The organism is Cytobacillus firmus DS1 (genome assembly GCF_000565285.1).
GTDB lineage: Bacteria > Bacillota > Bacilli > Bacillales > Cytobacillaceae > Cytobacillus > Cytobacillus firmus_A.
On sequence record NZ_APVL01000043.1, the window covers coordinates 1 to 16,429 of the forward strand.

The window sequence follows — 16,429 nt, forward strand, 5'->3', positions numbered from 1 at the left end:
GCTGCCGGGCTAATGAAAGAGCACCTTATGGGTGCTCTTTTTTGTGCATCTTAAATGGGCTCATCTATTTATTGAGCCAAATGTAAGATAAACTCCAAATCCTGCTAGATAAATCAAAAAGCCTGTTAGATATACCGCCAAGTTATGCTCCTTCCCTGGAAAAACAGCCGGCCACCGATTAAATTAAACCATCGCCGCACTCTGCCTATTCCTAACGCCAAAAACAAAACAACAATGCTGCTCACACTTGAAATCTGCAGCCAGCATCCCTCCCTCCAAAAACCTTACTGCTTCTTATCAGCCAAATACTGATAAATCAAATACGGCCCCTTTGCAGCCGTAATTTGAAGAAATGTTTGAATAAAAGGATAGTCTTTATTCGGCATCATTTTGATGAGTTCACTCCACCATTCTGTTTCATAGCGGGCAATCATGCTTAAGTTATACAGCAGAAGATAATGAATAAGAAGTTCTGGGAAATCAATCAATTCATCTTTAGCCAGCGGGAAGAAGAACTTTCCGGCATCCGGACTATATCGTAATGGCTTGAAATTATATGTATTCAAATTTTCCATCTTGAATTTCAATGCTGACTCCTCTGAACCCTGAAAGCTCATATTAAAGTCTGCCTTTGACTGCAGATATTCCATAAAACGGGACTCGGTCATATGAAAACGATCAAGGATCACCTTGGGCAAAATGAATGTATCCTTTTCCATCTCTGCTTCGAGAAAAGTAGTACGGCCCTCTGTCTGGCTGTACAAATCATTAAGTTCCGGAATCTGACCAAATAACTCTCCCATTGTTGTTTTTTCGCCTTCCAAATGTTTCATGTGGAACAATTTTTCTCCCATATAAGGGAAAAGCCCGCTTTTTTGAAATTTCACTTCATCCTGAAAAAAATTATATTGCTGCTTCTTTCTTTTCCTGGTGGATACCCCGTGTGCCAAAACAGAAGTAGTCTCCGGATAATTAGGATCCACAGTCAGTATGCAGGCCTTCACGAGGTGAACAAGTCCATAAAAAAAGAGAATCGGCTTGATGACCAATGGTGCCTTCTCTGCCTGCTCATAGTATACTTGCCCGTGTTCTAGATAGTATATAAAAGGGTAACTATTTTCATAGCTCTTTTGTTCAGCCTGATCCAGGTTTTGCTTTTGGTAGCATTTCTTTAAAAATTCCTGTGACGTGTTTGCAGAAAAAAAATATAAAAAGGAGCTTTTAAAATCAAATGGATGTATCACTGAGAGTCCTCCGAATCTTTTGAAAAATCCAACATATTAATCCGTCCTTGACAGTATTTTGTCCAATTGATAACCTACTAATAATATTTTCGAGTCCAGGAGGTCAAAAAAGATGTGGGAAACTAAGTTTGCTAAAGAAGGTTTAACTTTTGATGATGTTTTACTGGTTCCATCGAAATCAGAGGTGCTTCCTCGTGATGTAAGCCTCAAAGTTAATTTGACTGAAAAGATTGCACTCAACATTCCAGTGATCAGTGCCGGAATGGATACGGTGACTGAAGCAGAAATGGCGATTGCTATGGCGCGCCAAGGCGGTTTGGGAGTTATCCATAAAAACATGTCCATAGAACAGCAGGCTGATCAGGTGGATAAAGTAAAACGTTCAGAAAGCGGCGTTATTACAGACCCATTCTTTCTCACTCCAGAGCAGCAGGTATTTGACGCAGAACATTTAATGGGCAAATACCGGATTTCCGGTGTGCCTATCGTCAACAATACAGAAGAACTGAAGCTTGTTGGCATTCTGACAAACCGTGACCTCCGATTCATTCAGGACTTTTCGATAAAAATCTCCGATGTAATGACAAAGGAAAACCTTGTAACGGCTCCGGTTGGAACCACATTGGATGAAGCAGAAAAGATTCTCCAGAGGCATAAAATTGAAAAATTGCCGCTGGTAGATGATGAAGGTGTTTTAAAAGGGTTAATTACCATTAAAGATATTGAAAAAGTCATTGAGTTCCCTAACTCGGCAAAGGATGAGCGCGGACGCCTGCTGGCAGGTGCAGCGGTTGGCGTAACCGGCGATACGATGAAGCGTGTTGAAATGCTTGTGAAATCACATGTGGATGTAATCGTAGTGGATACGGCACATGGACATTCAAAAGGCGTGCTTGATACCGTACGCGAAATCAGAAGCACTTATCCGGATCTGGCCATCATTGCCGGAAACGTTGCGACTGCTGAAGCGACAAAGGATTTGATTGAAGCGGGTGCTGATATTGTAAAAGTGGGAATCGGTCCTGGATCGATTTGTACAACACGCGTTGTTGCAGGTGTAGGGGTACCGCAGATCACAGCTGTTTATGATTGCGCAACTGAAGCACGCAAGCATGGCAAGTCCATTATTGCTGATGGCGGAATTAAATATTCAGGGGATATTGTGAAAGCATTGGCAGCCGGCGGACATGCCGTTATGCTTGGCAGCCTTCTTGCCGGTGTATCTGAAAGCCCGGGCGAAACGGAAATTTTCCAGGGACGCCGCTTCAAGGTTTACAGAGGAATGGGTTCTGTTGCAGCCATGGAAAAAGGCTCAAAAGACCGTTACTTCCAGGAAGATAATAAAAAGTTCGTTCCAGAGGGAATCGAAGGGCGCATTGCATATAAAGGGCCTTTATCCGATACCATTTACCAGCTTATCGGCGGTATCCGTTCGGGAATGGGCTATTGCGGAACAAAGGATCTTCACGAGCTTCGCGAAAATGCCCAATTCATTAAAATGACTGGTGCAGGCCTGAGGGAAAGCCATCCGCATGATGTGCAGATCACAAAAGAGGCGCCAAACTACTCGCTGTAATCCATAAAAAATATGGCTGTTTTTCGCACTCATTGTATCTTATTTACTGAGTTGATTGGAGCGAGCAGCCTGGAGCGGAAATCAACGGACAACATTGTTGGCGGAAAACAGCTAATAGAGCAGAAGAGGGAAACCTCTTCTGCTTATTTTTATGCCCAGTAATTGATACTAGGAAAATATCAGTGCAAGCAAGTGGGCCAATCATGCCACAAGGGAGGCAGGAATAGGTAATTACTCTATCTATTCTTTGAATCAGAGTTATGATAAAATAACAAAAGTGTATTAAAACGTTGGAGGGCAGTAAAATTGAAGAAAACATTGTACCGTAAGTCTATCGCTGGATTCCTTGCCTTGGTCATGATATTAGGTCTTTTACCTGGTATACATAAAGCACATGCGGAAGATATTTTAAATATCAATGCTGATGCTGCTATTTTAGTAGATGCAGAGACCGGAAAGATTTTATATCAAAAAAATGCGGATAAAGTACTGGGCATCGCCAGTATGACGAAAATGATGACAGAATACCTGCTTCTTGAAGCCATTGAAAAGGGAAAAGTGAAGTGGGATCAGGAATACGCAGTAAGTGAATATGTATGGAAAGTTTCACAGGATCGTGCTTTATCGAATGTTCCGTTAAGAAGAGACGGTAAATACAATATCCGTGAATTGTATGAAGCCATGGCTATCTACTCTGCGAATGGGGCAACGATTGCGATTGCAGAAACGATTGCCGGTTCAGAAACGAACTTTGTTAAAATGATGAACGAGAAAGCTGCAGAGCTTGGGCTGAAAGACTATAAATTTGTAAATTCCAGCGGTCTGAATAACCGTGATTTAAAGGGATCCCCTCCAGCAGGCGACCCTGAAGAAGAAAACGTAATGTCAGCAAGAGATACAGCCATGCTGGCCAAAGAATTGATTAACCGATTCCCGGAAGTACTGGAAACGGCAAGTACCCCTAGAAAGACCTTCAGAGAGGGTACAGATGATGAAATTAAAATGGAAAACTGGAACTGGATGCTTCCGGAGCTGGTATATGGCTATGAAGGGGCAGATGGCCTTAAAACAGGTACGACTGACTTTGCCGGATACTGCTTCACAGGTACTGCACTGAGAGATGGCAACCGCTACATCAGTGTTGTCATGAACGCTAAAGGAGCGAATGGACAGGCTACTTATAAATCCAGATTCGATGAAACCAAGAAAATGTTCGACTTCGGTTTCAGCAACTTCACGAAAGAAGAAATCGTTCCTGCCAATTATCAGGTGAAAGGCCAGAAAACAGTGCCTGTTACAAAAGGGAAAGAAGATAAAGTGAAGATTTCTTCAAAAGATGCCATCGAAATGGTTATGAGAAATGGGGAAAAGGAAAACTTTAAGCCCGTTCTTGTTCTGGATAAAAAGAAATTAAATGAAAATGGTGAATTGACTGCTCCTATTAAAAAGGGAGAAAAGGTCGGTTACTTAACAATTGAGTCCAAAGAGGACGGGAAGCTTGAGTTCCTGTCTGATAAAGGCAAAGGCAATATCCAGGTGGATGTTGTAGCCGCTGAAAGTGTTGAAAAAGCAAACTGGTTCGTGCTGACTATGCGCAGCATCGGCGGTTTCTTCGGTGACCTATGGGGAAGTGTTTCCTCAACTGTAAAAGGTTGGTTTTAAGAAAAAGGGCTTTCCTGTCTTGACAGGAGCCCTTTTTCATTGCATATTTTCAATAGGGAAAATTCCGAGTAAAGTAATCTATTTTCCTTTTTTTGAAAAGTTATTTTTATCATAATATTTAACCCATCCAGAGCAGATGGTATTTACGAAGGGGGATAAACATGAAGACAGGTACAGATCGTGTTAAACGGGGAATGGCAGAAATGCAAAAAGGCGGCGTTATTATGGACGTCGTTAACGCAGAACAGGCAAAAATCGCAGAAGAAGCTGGTGCAGTAGCAGTTATGGCACTTGAGCGCGTTCCTTCTGATATCCGTGCAGCCGGCGGTGTGGCACGTATGGCAGATCCGCGTATTATGGAAGAAGTAATGGGTGCAGTTTCAATCCCGGTAATGGCAAAAGCGCGTATCGGCCATATTGTAGAAGCTCGTATACTTGAAGCGATGGGTGTCGATTACATAGATGAGAGTGAAGTTTTAACTCCTGCTGATGAGGAATACCATCTGAACAAAAGAGATTACACTGTTCCGTTTGTTTGCGGATGCCGTGATTTAGGCGAAGCAGCACGCCGCATTGGCGAAGGTGCTTCCATGCTTCGCACAAAGGGTGAGCCTGGAACGGGAAACATCGTTGAAGCTGTGCGCCATATCCGCAAGGTGAATGCCCAGGTGCGCAAGGTTGTCGGCATGAATGAAGATGAGTTAATGACAGAAGCTAAGCTTCTGGGAGCGCCATATGAGCTTCTTTTGGAAATCAAGAGCCTTGGACGCCTTCCGGTCGTTAACTTCGCAGCAGGCGGCGTTGCAACACCTGCAGATGCAGCTCTAATGATGGAGCTTGGTGCTGACGGTGTGTTTGTAGGATCAGGTATCTTCAAATCTGAAAACCCTGCGAAATTTGCCCGTGCCATTGTTGAAGCAACTACACATTATCAGGACTACAAATTAATTGCTGAACTTTCAAAAGAACTAGGCACACCGATGAAGGGAATTGAAATTTCTTCATTGGCTCCTGAAGCTCGTATGCAGGAGCGCGGCTGGTAAGGGGAATTGACATGATAAAGGTTGGAGTATTAGGGCTGCAGGGTGCGGTAAGAGAGCATGTTCTATCTGTAGAAGCATGCGGCGCCGAAGCTGTGGTCATCAAACGCAAAGAACAGCTTGATGAGGTAGACGGGCTTATCCTGCCTGGCGGTGAAAGTACGACCATGAGACGCCTCATTGATAAATATGATTTTATGGATAGCCTTAAGGAGTTTGCCCAGTCAGGAAAGCCGATGTTCGGGACATGTGCCGGGCTTATCCTCCTTGCAAACCATATTATTGGCTATGATGAGCCTCATATTGGTGTGATGGATGTCCGGGTGGAAAGAAATTCATTCGGCCGCCAGCGCGAAAGCTTTGAGGCTGATCTTGATATTGCCGGAGTGGCAGAAGACTTTGCGGCAGTCTTTATTCGTGCGCCGCATATTGTTGAGGCCGGGGAGAATGTTGAAATCCTCGCCAAGCACAATGGCCGTATTGTGGCTGCGCGCGAAGGAAGATTCCTCGGGTGCTCCTTCCATCCGGAACTGACGGATGACCATCGCCTGACAGGCTATTTTGTTGAAATGATTAAAGAGTCCAAGCAATTAGCAATTTGAATATTTTGGTTGCAAATGGATCATAATTGTAGTACATTATGAATTACAAAATTCTTATAGCTGAAAAGCAATGAGAGGAACTAGTAGCAGGAACTTTGTTCTGTAGAGAGCCGGTGGCTGGTGTGAACCGGTGAATAAACCCTGTGAATCCATCCTCGAGCAAAGCATGGAACACCCGGTATGGCCGGGAAAAGTAAATGCTTTCGGTTAAAACCGTTATGGATTTAAGGTGGAAAGCTTATGCTTTCAACTAGGGTGGCAACGCGGGTAACTCTCGTCCCTTTTTTGGGGACGGGAGTTTTTTGTGTTCTAAATTATTTTTCAGGAGGTACTTAAAAATGCTGGACATTAAATTTTTGAGAGCTAATTTTGAAGAAGTGAAAAACAAGCTTCAGCACCGCGGTGAGGATTTAACGGATCTGGGAAAATTCGAGGATCTGGATGTGAAACGACGTGAATTGATTGTCGAAGCCGAACAGCTGAAGAGCAAAAGGAATGAAGTATCCCAGCAGGTTGCAGCCCTGAAGCGCGAAAAGCAGGATGCAGACCATTTAATCACAGAAATGAGAGAAGTCGGCGATAAAATTAAAGCATTGGATGAGGAGCTCCGCACAGTCGAGGAAGAATTGGACCAATTGCTGCTGAGCATCCCGAACATTCCACATGAAAGTGTGCCTGTCGGTGAAACAGAAGACGATAATGTGGAAATCCGCAAATGGGGAGAAGTCCGTGAATTTGATTTCGAACCAAAGCCGCACTGGGAAGTAGCAACAGATCTTGACCTGCTTGATTTCGAGCGCGCCAGCAAAGTAACAGGCAGCCGCTTTGTCTTCTACAAAGGTCTTGGAGCCCGCCTTGAGCGTGCACTGTTCAACTTCATGCTTGATTTGCACACAGACGAGCATGGCTATAAGGAAGTTCTTCCTCCGTACATGGTCAACCGTGCAAGCATGACAGGGACAGGACAGCTTCCGAAATTTGAAGAAGATGCTTTCCTGATTGAAAGCGAGGATTATTTCCTGATCCCAACTGCCGAGGTGCCTGTCACCAATATGCACAGGGAAGAAATTCTGAATGCAGATGAGCTTCCAATTAACTATGCGGCTTTCAGTGCATGCTTCCGTTCTGAAGCAGGGTCTGCCGGCCGTGATACTCGCGGGCTGATCCGCCAGCATCAGTTCAATAAGGTAGAACTTGTGAAGTTTGTGAAGCCTGAAGAGTCTTATGAGGAGCTTGAAAAGCTGACTGGCCACGCAGAAAAGGTCCTTCAGCTGCTTGGCCTGCCATACCGTGTGATGAGTATGTGCACAGGTGATCTTGGATTCACAGCTGCTAAGAAATACGATATCGAGGTTTGGATTCCAAGCTATAACACGTACAGAGAAATCTCTTCTTGCAGTAACTTCGAAGGATTCCAGGCGCGACGTGCCAATATCCGCTTCCGCCGCGAGGCAAAAGGCAAGCCGGAGCATGTGCACACACTGAATGGATCCGGCCTTGCGATCGGCCGCACGGTGGCAGCCATCCTGGAGAATTACCAGCAGGCTGACGGAAGTGTCATCATTCCGGAAGTATTGCGTCCTTATATGGGCAATCGCGAAGTCATTAAGCCTTAATGAGAAAGTTCGGAGCGGATTTTTAATCCGCTCTATTTTTTTTATAAAAATAATGTTGACATCTTTTTTAAGAGATGATATAGTATTTCTTGTCGATGCGGAGGAATACCCAAGTCCGGCTGAAGGGATCGGTCTTGAAAACCGACAGGCGGGTCAAACCGCGCAGGGGTTCGAATCCCCTTTCCTCCTCCATTTTAATTGACATCTAACACGCGCATAAATATTGGAGATACATAAAACCGCTGATCGCATCAGTGGTTTTTTTGTGTGCTCAAGAAAAGCGCAAGCGCCTTGCTCACGAAAGAACGCGGACTAAGAACGCCACGTCCTGTGGCAACGTCTGCATGACCCCCATCCTCCCAAAAGCTGCCGCTTTTGGTCGTGCGATGATTATGCTGACGAAGCCTTCCTTGTCCTGGGGGCCTCAAGCACAAGACGAGCCTCCCGGAAAGGCGTTCTTTGCCATTTTGGGAGACTTAGCTTGTGACCTCGAGGGGGTAGGAGCTGGAGCTAGACATTTACCGACGTTCAAAAATTATAGACTTCCTTATTTTCAAAGAAAAAACCGCCGATAATGGCGGTTATTTTTTCAATAGCTGCGTTTGTCTTAAGAAGTAAGAAATGCGCTCCACAATCGGCTCAATGGATTGCTCATTCTGAATGATGTCATAATCATTGATATTTAGGCGCAGCACCGGGCATGCATTAAAGCTGTTGATCCAATTTTCATAGCGCTGGTGCATTTCTTCCCAGTAGGAAATCGGCGTCTGCTGCTCCATCGGACGGCCGCGCTCCTGGATGCGGGAAAGAATGTCATCAAGCGAGCCTTCCAGGTAAATCAGCAAATCAGGGTGCGGGAAGTATGGTGTCATCACCATCGCATCAAATAAGCTGGTGTAGGTTTCGTAATCGACCTTGGACATCGTCCCTTTTTCATAATGCATTTTCGCAAAGATGCCTGTGTCTTCATAAATGGATCGGTCCTGAACAAAGCCGCCGCCATATTCGAAAATGCGCTTCTGATCCTTGAAGCGTTCAGCCAGGAAGTAAACCTGCAGGTGAAAGCTCCAGCGGTTGAAGTCCGCATAGAATTTATCGAGGTAAGGGTTTGTATCAACCTTTTCGAAAGAGGTTCGGAACCCCAGTGCGTCCGCAAGCGCATTGGTCATTGTTGATTTTCCGACTCCGACGGTTCCGGCAATGGTAATGACAGCGTTCGAAGGAATCTCATATTTCTGCCTTAGATTCATAAGTGTATGCTCCTCTTTTTTAATGATGTCGATAAGGTATCGAATATATGCATTAAGTCTGCTTCATTTTTAACAAAATCCAGCTGATCTCCATTAAAGCGGATGACCGGAATATCCGGGTGCTGCCTTTCGAACTCATTCATAGCCGTTTCATAATCAAGGGATAATTGCTCGAGATATAACGGACTGATGTTCTTTTCAATTTCACGGCCTCTCAGCTCGATTCGGTCGAGGAGTGTTTCGAGGCTGGCATTAAGATAGATAATGACATTCGGCTTTGGCATATCAACCGTCAGAATGTTGTAGATCTTCAAATACTTCTGATATTCAGTCTGATTCAATGAACGCTTTGCAAAGATCAGATTCTTGAAAATATGATAATCAGCCACAACAGGCTTATTTAGAGCCAGGTAGTGATTGTTGATATCAACCAGCTGTTTATAGCGGTTGCAGAGGAAAAACATTTCAGTCTGAAAGCTCCATTCTTCGATGTTTTCATAGAATTTTCCTAAAAAAGGATTTTCATCAACAATCTCTTTTAGCAAGGCATATTGAAATTTCTCAGAAATTGCTTTAGCGAGAGATGTTTTCCCAACGCCAATCGGCCCCTCTACTGTAATAAAAGGTATTCCCCCCATAGTGATCGTCCTCCTGCATTGCTTATTTATCTATAGAAACCATTTATAGGTACGTTCCAAAATGACACAAAGCTTATTTTATCACAGTATGGAGTGGAAGGGATATGGAATTTCAGCTGGAAATAAGAAAATAAGAGCGTATAATCTGAAAAATAAAAAAGCTGCCTGTAAGCGGCAGCTGCTGAGTGATTATGCTCTTTTTGTCACATCGAAGTTTTCGGTAATCAGAAGCCAATTTTGCGGGAAAGACAGGCCTAGCTTCCAGTAGCTCATTCCCCGCAGCTTCAGTTCTTTGATTAAGTCGAATTTCGCCTGGATGGAGCGGGCATCCTCAAACCAGACTTCATGCCTTTTTCCGTCAGGTGCTGTGTAGTTGAAAAATGGGGCCTGTGCTTTGTAGTCATATTGAATGGCCACATTATTTTCCGCTGCGATCTGTATGGCCTGCTGAGGACTGACCGCTTTTGCGGTGGTGCCCTGAACAAAAGGAAGCGTCCAGTCATAGCCATATAAGTTCTGGCCCATCATGATTTTAGAAGATGGCATTTCGCTGATTGCGTATTCCAATACCTGCCTCACTGGGCCTATCGGGGAAACGGCCATAGCCGGACCGCCGCTGTAGCCCCATTCATAGGTCATGATGACCACGAAATCAACAATCTCCCCATGGGCTTTATAATCATGTGCCTCATACCAGAGCCCTTTCTGTTCAGCGCTGGTTTTCGGGGCCAATGCTGTGGAAATCAGCCAGCCTTCCTGCCTGAATCTTGCCTTTGCTTTTCTGAGAAAATTGTTATACGCTTCCCGGTCCTCCGGGCGCAGAAACTCAAAGTCAAAGTGAATATCCCTGAAGCCGTATTTTTTGGCAGTGGCTGTAATGTTATCCAGGAATTTATTCTGAATCGCCATATCATTTAACAATATTCTGCCGAGTTCGTCACTGAACTGATCATTTTCCTGATTGGTGATCACCATCATCAAAACATTATTATTGGCTTTCGCAATAGCTGGGAAATCATTCAGAAGCGGCTCCTTCAAAGAGCCATCGCGGAGAGCCTGGAAGCTGAAAGGCGCCAGATAGGTCAGATAAGGCGCAGCCTCTCTTGCGCTTTCCTCCAGTTCAGGTGCGACTGTATTGCCTCTTGGCTCCACATAGGCATTGAATTCGGCTTTCGTTTTCGGACGGGGCGGGATATAAAGGCGGAACCCCACCTGAAGCGGCTGGCTTACAGAAATGCCATTGACTGATGCCAGCTGCTGATAAGAAATGCCGAACCTTCTTGAAATCGAGTAAAGGCTGTCACCGGGCTGCACCCAATAAAAGCTTCCTATTATCGGAATAACCAGTGTCTGGCCGATTACGAGATTATTTGGATTGGGAATTTCATTTGCTTCAACGAGATCTTCAACTGTCGTTCCATATGCCTGGGCAATGCCGAACAAAGACTGATTTTGCTGGACAACATGAATCTGCAATCTATCTCCCTCCCTGAAAAGCACATCTTAAACACTACTGCCATTTTATGAAGGAAACAGGGAAGAAATGTTATAATTGTTTTCAGAGAAGGAAGTTATATTGGCTTTTAATACGTTTTCCATCATCTTTAAGGCATTTGCGTTATCATGGTCATCATTGGAAGCGGTGCAGTCATGCGGTATATGCAGACGGTATTCTCTCATATAAGCGTCATTGGCTGAAAACAGGACACATATATTGCCTGCGATTCCCGTCATAACAAGCAGATTGACGCCGAGCTGGTGCAGGAGAGTATTTAAGGCAGTGCCGTAAAAAGCGGAGTGCTTTGGCTTTATTAAAAAATAATCATCCGGAGACGGGTGCATTTCATCAAGGATATGCACACTGACAGGATTGCGGCAATGATTCATAATCGTATCGAGATCAGCTTTCCAGAGATTATAATGATCATTCACGTAAATGACCGGGAGATTCTGTTCATGGAATGCGGTCTTTAGCTCATTGATGGGTTTTATGATATTCATTGCTTTTTCAGCAAGGGTTTTTCCATGGTGAAAATGGAAGTCGTTAATCATGTCAATAATGATAAGAGCCGGTTTACAGGCTTGCGGATTTTTCATCGAATCGCTCCTTTAAGAGTATTTTTCGTAAAAGGGGCAGCTTTTACACAGATAATAAGAGAAGGAATGAAGATATTTGATTCAGGAATCATTCACTGAAGATGAACTTTATATGCGGGAGGCCATCAAGGAAGCCAAGCTTGCTGAAGGGCTGGAGGAGGTTCCGATTGGCGCAGTCATTGTTCTGGACGGGGAGATTATTGCCCGTGCCCATAACCTGCGAGAAGTGAATCAGACTGCGATTGCGCATGCGGAACTCTTGGCCATTGATCAGGCATGCAAAAAACTCGGGACCTGGCGGCTGGAGAATGCCGTCCTTTATGTGACATTGGAGCCCTGTCCGATGTGTTCGGGATCCATTATTCTGTCGCGCATCCAAAAGGTGGTGTATGGAGCCAGGGATCCGAAAGGCGGCTGTGCAGGAACGCTCATGAACCTATTGCAGGATGAGCGGTTCAATCATCAGAGTGAAGTCATCGCAGGGGTGCTTGAAGAAGAATGCGGCGAAATGCTTTCGAGCTTTTTCCGTAACTTGCGAAAGCGCAAGAAAGAAGAGAAAAAGAAAAGGCAATTGCTGCAGATGGAACAGGATACAGGAATTGACAATGGCTAGGCATTGCTTTTTTTTCTGATTGTTAGTATACTTATAAATGCGTCGGACAAAGACGCATCTAAATATGGTTTCAACTTTGCCGTGCTAGGCGGGGAGGTAGCGGTGCCCTGTACTCGCAATCCGCTCTAGCGAGGCTGAATCCCTTCCCGAGGCTGGTGTCCTGTAGGGCCTGCCTTAAGTAAGTGGTGTTGACGCCCGGGTCCTGCGCAATGGGAATCCATGAATCATGTCAGGTCCGGAAGGAAGCAGCATTAAGTGGACGCTCCCATGTGCCGCAGGGTTGCCTGGGCCGAGCTAACTGCTTAAGTAACGCCTATGGGCGCCAGTCGACGGAAGGTGCACGGCAGTTTATATTGTTATTAAAACTCATCCTTTTGCGGGGTGGGTTTTTTGTTGTATTTTTTACTCTAGGTTTTGTAAAAAGGAAATTAGATACGTTATAATAGATGAAGGACTATACATAGGAAGGGGGCGTGTCAGTGAGTTATCAAGCTTTATATCGTGTTTGGCGCCCGCAGCAGTTCATCGATGTTGTCGGGCAGGAACATGTGACAAAGACTTTGCAAAACGCCCTGCTTCAGGAGAAGATATCACACGCCTATTTGTTTTCCGGCCCCCGTGGAACAGGTAAAACGAGTGCGGCAAAAATACTTGCAAAGGCTGTTAACTGTGAGAAGGCACCTGTCACTGAACCATGCAACGAGTGTTCGGCCTGCAGAGGGATTACAGACGGATCAATTCCTGATGTCATTGAAATCGATGCTGCATCCAATAATGGTGTAGAAGAGATCAGGGATATCCGGGACAAAGTGAAATATGCCCCGAACGCTGTAAAATATAAGGTTTACATCGTTGATGAGGTGCATATGCTTTCCATTGGAGCCTTCAATGCGCTGTTAAAAACGCTTGAAGAGCCGCCCAAGCATGTTATTTTTATTTTAGCCACAACCGAGCCTCATAAAATTCCTCTGACGATTATTTCCCGTTGCCAGCGATTCGATTTCAAGCGGATTACAGCTCAGGCGATAACAGGAAGAATGAAGCTGATTGCGGATGAAACAGATGCAGCCTATGAAGAGCAGGCCCTGCAGATCATCGCAAGAGCCGCAGAAGGCGGGATGCGTGATGCGCTCAGTCTGCTTGATCAGGCGATCTCCTTCAGCCAGGATCGCGTTACAGTCGAAGATGCCCTATCTGTAACAGGTGCGGTGTCGCAGGGGTTTTTAAATAAACTGGCAAGAGCGGTTAAAGACAGGGATGCAGCATCCGGGCTGGAATTTCTGGAGGAGCTCCTTTTTCAGGGGAAAGATCCATCCCGCTTTATAGAGGACTTTATCCTGTATTACCGGGACATGCTTTTATATAAAGCGGCTCCAAGGCTGGAGGAATCTCTTGAACGGGTTATGCTCGATGATGACTTCCAGCAGCTTGCCGGGGAAGTGGAGCCTGAAGAGCTTTATAAGCTGATTGAAGTGCTGAACAAGGCCCAGCAGGAAATGAGATGGACCAACCATCCGCGAATCTTCCTGGAAGTGGCGATTGTGAAACTGTGCCAGCTTGAACAGCGGGAGAGACCAGGACAGGCTGAAGACATTAAGCCGCTGATCCAGCAAATCGAACAGCTTCAGCACGAACTGGCGGAATTAAAGAAAAACGGCATAGCGGTGAAAGAAGAAGGAGCTCCTGCTGTACAGAAAAAGCCGCAGAGAAGTTCACGCAAAGGATTCCAGGCGCCAGTCGGGAAAGTGAATGAAGTACTGAAGCAGGCAACGAAAAACGATCTGGTGGCTGTAAAAAGCCGCTGGGGCGAGATGCTGAATCTGCTTGTTCAAAACCAGATGCGCTCTCAGGCAGCTCTTCTCAATGAAGCAGAGCCTGTAGCCGCTTCGGAAACAGCTCTTATAGTAAAATTCAAATATGAAATTCATTGTCAGATGGCCATGGATAATGCGAAATTCCTGGATACTTTGGCGAATGTCCTGTTTGAGCTTTTAGGAAAGAGATTGCAGCTGGTCGGCATTCCGGATGAACAATGGCAAAGTGTCAGGGAGGATTTCCTGCGCAGCCAGCGTGACGGAGATGAGTCTGGCGGGGGCTTCGGCGGAAATGAGGAAGAGCCTCATGTCGCTGAAGCGGTCAAGTTATTTGGCGCTGAACTAATTGAAATTAAAGAATAGAAACTAGCTGGAGGTATGTAAAATGCGCGGTGGAATGGGAAATATGCAAAATATGATGAAGCAAATGCAGAAAATGCAAAAGAAGATGGCTCAGGCACAGGAAGAGCTTGGTGAAAAAAGAATAGAAGGAACAGCTGGCGGCGGAATGGTGACTGTCATTGTATCCGGTCATAAACAAGTTTTAGAAGTAAACATTAAAGAGGAAGTTGTGGATCCGGAAGATATCGAAATGCTTCAGGACCTTGTCCTGGCGGCAACTAACGATGCACTGAAAAAAGCGGAAGATTTAACAAATGATACGATGGGCCAATTTACTAAAGGAATGAACCTGCCGGGAATGTTTTAATCAAACATCCTGAAGGAGTGCTTGAAAGCACGGACAGGCCGGGCGCCAGCGAACATAGCCTGATGGAATCTTCATCAGGCCATCATGCTCGCGGCGCTTTTCCTTTTCATATAGGAGGAAACATACATGCATTATCCTGAACCGATATCCAAGCTGATTGACAGCTTTATGAAGTTGCCCGGAATCGGCCCGAAAACGGCTGCGCGTCTGGCGTTTTTTGTTTTAAGCATGAAAGAAGATACGGTGCTGGATTTTGCGAAAGCACTGGTCAATGCGAAAAGAAATTTATCTTACTGCTCTGTCTGCGGCCATATCACGGACCAGGATCCTTGTTATATATGTGAGGACCAGAGGCGTGACCGGTCCGTCATTTGTGTGGTCCAGGATCCGAAAGACGTGATCGCCATGGAAAAAATGAAGGAATACAACGGGCTGTATCATGTGCTCCATGGAGCGATTTCTCCGATGGATGGGATTGGCCCCGAAGATATTAATATTCCTGATTTATTGAAAAGGCTTCAGGATGAAACGGTGCAGGAGATTATTCTTGCCACCAATCCGAACATTGAAGGGGAAGCAACAGCCATGTACATCTCCCGCCTGATCAAGCCGTCCGGCATAAAGGCTACCCGGATCGCTCATGGCCTGCCGGTAGGCGGAGACCTGGAGTATGCGGATGAAGTAACACTCTCAAAAGCGTTAGAGGGAAGAAGAGAAGTTTAAGCACGGAGGCGGAATATATGTTTTTTCGCAGGAAAAAATGGCTTCGCAGCGAGTTTGATGAGAAGCTTCTGGAGCAGCTGAACAGATTGAAAACAGATTGGAACAACCAGAAATCACTGGTGGAAAAAAGCTTTGATCCATCCCCGGAGGCAATCAGCCAGGCCAAGCTGGCCGAAGCGAAATACTTTTTTCTATTCAAGGAAGCTAAAAAGAGAAATGTTAAAGTGAGAATGTAAGTTATTTATTTTGCTGGAAGAAAATCGTCCATAATAAAATACTTGTCCTCCTCTATGGTCTTTTTTGTACATACTAATCATAAATTAGTAGTACAAGTTTCCTGAGAGGAGGATTTTTCTTTTGGATCCTATTGTAGTGATCTCCATTCTGGGAGGATTAATTTTATTGCTTCTATTTATAGGAGCCCCGGTAAAACCAGTAAGATTCATAGGGCAGGGAGCCATTAAACTGATCATAGGGGCACTTTTATTATTCTTCTTAAATGCATTTGGGAATCAGATTGGCATTCATGTTCCTATAAACCTTGCTACTTCGGCCATTTCCGGATTTCTGGGCATTCCCGGATTGTTTGCCCTTGTTGCTATACAGACATGGATTATTTAATTTTTGCAGCCGTTCTGTAGCGGCTGTTTTTATTTTTAAATCTTTTTTAGTAATTATGTTGACAGTTCTTTTTGGTGGTGATATTATATTAAAGGTCGTCACCACGACGCGATGAAAAAACAACTTACAAAAAAGATGTTGACATTGAATCGTGAGAATGATATATTAATAAAGTCGCTTATGAGCGGCGGATTGATCTTTGAAAACTGAACGAACAAAACGTC

The 16,429-nt window shown here is 44.9% G+C and carries 16 protein-coding genes, 1 tRNA gene, 1 other RNA gene and 1 other annotated feature; of the genes, 13 read left to right on the forward strand and 5 right to left on the reverse strand.

Translation table 11 applies throughout. The features are described from left to right. Positions 1-284: 284 nt before the first annotated feature. Positions 285-1,244, reverse strand: a complete 960-nt coding sequence (locus PBF_RS24030; RefSeq protein ID WP_035333463.1) for a YaaC family protein — start codon at positions 1,242-1,244, stop codon at positions 285-287. A 112-nt stretch (positions 1,245-1,356) separates the two neighbouring features. Here PBF_RS24030 and guaB point away from each other — a divergent pair, with 112 nt between their 5' ends. The 6 genes from guaB to PBF_RS24060 all read left to right on the forward strand — a co-directional run bounded on the left by guaB (position 1,357) and on the right by PBF_RS24060 (position 7,932). Further along, the gene (guaB, locus tag PBF_RS24035; protein ID WP_035333465.1) at positions 1,357-2,820 is read left to right on the forward strand and encodes an IMP dehydrogenase; all 1,464 of its coding nucleotides are present in this window, start codon (positions 1,357-1,359) and stop codon (positions 2,818-2,820) included. Between the two features lie 357 nt (positions 2,821-3,177). Continuing rightward, entirely contained in the window at positions 3,178-4,482 is a 1,305-nt protein-coding gene (locus PBF_RS24040; protein ID WP_235192333.1) for a D-alanyl-D-alanine carboxypeptidase family protein, read from the forward strand. 161 nt (positions 4,483-4,643) lie between these two features. Beyond that, the gene (pdxS, locus tag PBF_RS24045) at positions 4,644-5,525 is read left to right on the forward strand and encodes a pyridoxal 5'-phosphate synthase lyase subunit PdxS (RefSeq protein WP_035333469.1); all 882 of its coding nucleotides are present in this window, start codon (positions 4,644-4,646) and stop codon (positions 5,523-5,525) included. Positions 5,526-5,536: 11 nt separating this feature from the next. Beyond that, complete coding sequence (gene pdxT / locus PBF_RS24050) at positions 5,537-6,124, forward strand: pyridoxal 5'-phosphate synthase glutaminase subunit PdxT (protein WP_035333471.1); 588 nt, start codon at positions 5,537-5,539, stop codon at positions 6,122-6,124. 61 nt (positions 6,125-6,185) lie between these two features. Then, positions 6,186-6,409: a binding site (T-box leader), on the forward strand. Between the two features lie 53 nt (positions 6,410-6,462). Continuing rightward, a complete protein-coding gene (gene serS / locus PBF_RS24055) occupies positions 6,463-7,740 on the forward strand; it encodes a serine--tRNA ligase (RefSeq protein WP_035333473.1) in 1,278 nt (425 codons plus the stop codon). Positions 7,741-7,839: 99 nt separating this feature from the next. Further along, positions 7,840-7,932, forward strand: a tRNA-Ser gene (locus PBF_RS24060). Positions 7,933-8,321: 389 nt separating this feature from the next. Here the strand turns inward: PBF_RS24060 and PBF_RS24070 are convergent. From PBF_RS24070 to PBF_RS24085, 4 genes are all read right to left on the reverse strand, one after another. Beyond that, positions 8,322-8,990, reverse strand: coding sequence for a deoxynucleoside kinase (locus PBF_RS24070; protein WP_035333477.1), 669 nt, complete (start codon positions 8,988-8,990; stop codon positions 8,322-8,324). Beyond that, positions 8,987-9,628 (reverse strand): deoxynucleoside kinase, encoded by a 642-nt coding sequence (locus PBF_RS24075; protein ID WP_035333479.1) that lies wholly within the window; start codon positions 9,626-9,628, stop codon positions 8,987-8,989. The genes PBF_RS24070 and PBF_RS24075 overlap by 4 nt, the downstream gene beginning before the upstream one ends. A gap of 189 nt (positions 9,629-9,817) precedes the next feature. Then, the gene (locus PBF_RS24080; protein ID WP_035333481.1) at positions 9,818-11,104 is read right to left on the reverse strand and encodes a LysM peptidoglycan-binding domain-containing protein; all 1,287 of its coding nucleotides are present in this window, start codon (positions 11,102-11,104) and stop codon (positions 9,818-9,820) included. A 45-nt stretch (positions 11,105-11,149) separates the two neighbouring features. Continuing rightward, on the reverse strand, positions 11,150-11,725 hold the full coding sequence (locus PBF_RS24085; protein ID WP_035333483.1) for an isochorismatase family cysteine hydrolase: 576 nt from the start codon (positions 11,723-11,725) through the stop codon (positions 11,150-11,152). Between the two features lie 76 nt (positions 11,726-11,801). Here PBF_RS24085 and tadA point away from each other — a divergent pair, with 76 nt between their 5' ends. From tadA to PBF_RS24115, 7 genes are all read left to right on the forward strand, one after another. Continuing rightward, positions 11,802-12,338: a tRNA adenosine(34) deaminase TadA gene (gene tadA / locus PBF_RS24090; protein ID WP_035333485.1), complete on the forward strand. Its 537-nt coding sequence runs from the start codon at positions 11,802-11,804 to the stop codon at positions 12,336-12,338. A gap of 79 nt (positions 12,339-12,417) precedes the next feature. Further along, an RNA gene (gene ffs, locus PBF_RS25270) (signal recognition particle sRNA large type) lies at positions 12,418-12,682 on the forward strand. 135 nt (positions 12,683-12,817) lie between these two features. Continuing rightward, the gene (gene dnaX / locus PBF_RS24095) at positions 12,818-14,515 is read left to right on the forward strand and encodes a DNA polymerase III subunit gamma/tau (RefSeq protein ID WP_035333487.1); all 1,698 of its coding nucleotides are present in this window, start codon (positions 12,818-12,820) and stop codon (positions 14,513-14,515) included. Between the two features lie 22 nt (positions 14,516-14,537). Further along, a complete protein-coding gene (locus tag PBF_RS24100) occupies positions 14,538-14,861 on the forward strand; it encodes a YbaB/EbfC family nucleoid-associated protein (protein WP_035333488.1) in 324 nt (107 codons plus the stop codon). Positions 14,862-14,987: 126 nt separating this feature from the next. Further along, on the forward strand, positions 14,988-15,584 hold the full coding sequence (gene recR, locus PBF_RS24105; RefSeq protein ID WP_009336775.1) for a recombination mediator RecR: 597 nt from the start codon (positions 14,988-14,990) through the stop codon (positions 15,582-15,584). A gap of 17 nt (positions 15,585-15,601) precedes the next feature. Continuing rightward, complete coding sequence (locus tag PBF_RS24110) at positions 15,602-15,820, forward strand: YaaL family protein (protein WP_035333489.1); 219 nt, start codon at positions 15,602-15,604, stop codon at positions 15,818-15,820. A 121-nt stretch (positions 15,821-15,941) separates the two neighbouring features. Continuing rightward, positions 15,942-16,205: a pro-sigmaK processing inhibitor BofA family protein gene (locus PBF_RS24115; RefSeq protein WP_035333490.1), complete on the forward strand. Its 264-nt coding sequence runs from the start codon at positions 15,942-15,944 to the stop codon at positions 16,203-16,205. The last annotated feature ends 224 nt before the right edge of the window (positions 16,206-16,429 follow it).

Coding starts and splice junctions, on each gene's coding strand:
- guaB (WP_035333465.1), top strand. CDS start 1,357: ATGTGGGAAACTAAGTTTGCTAAAGAAGGTTTAACTTTTGATGATGTT.
- PBF_RS24040 (WP_235192333.1), top strand. CDS start 3,178: ATGATATTAGGTCTTTTACCTGGTATACATAAAGCACATGCGGAAGAT.
- pdxS (WP_035333469.1), top strand. CDS start 4,644: ATGAAGACAGGTACAGATCGTGTTAAACGGGGAATGGCAGAAATGCAA.
- pdxT (WP_035333471.1), top strand. CDS start 5,537: ATGATAAAGGTTGGAGTATTAGGGCTGCAGGGTGCGGTAAGAGAGCAT.
- serS (WP_035333473.1), top strand. CDS start 6,463: ATGCTGGACATTAAATTTTTGAGAGCTAATTTTGAAGAAGTGAAAAAC.
- PBF_RS24070 (WP_035333477.1), bottom strand. CDS start 8,990: ATGAATCTAAGGCAGAAATATGAGATTCCTTCGAACGCTGTCATTACC.
- PBF_RS24075 (WP_035333479.1), bottom strand. CDS start 9,628: ATGGGGGGAATACCTTTTATTACAGTAGAGGGGCCGATTGGCGTTGGG.
- PBF_RS24085 (WP_035333483.1), bottom strand. CDS start 11,725: ATGAAAAATCCGCAAGCCTGTAAACCGGCTCTTATCATTATTGACATG.
- PBF_RS24100 (WP_035333488.1), top strand. CDS start 14,538: ATGCGCGGTGGAATGGGAAATATGCAAAATATGATGAAGCAAATGCAG.
- recR (WP_009336775.1), top strand. CDS start 14,988: ATGCATTATCCTGAACCGATATCCAAGCTGATTGACAGCTTTATGAAG.
- PBF_RS24110 (WP_035333489.1), top strand. CDS start 15,602: ATGTTTTTTCGCAGGAAAAAATGGCTTCGCAGCGAGTTTGATGAGAAG.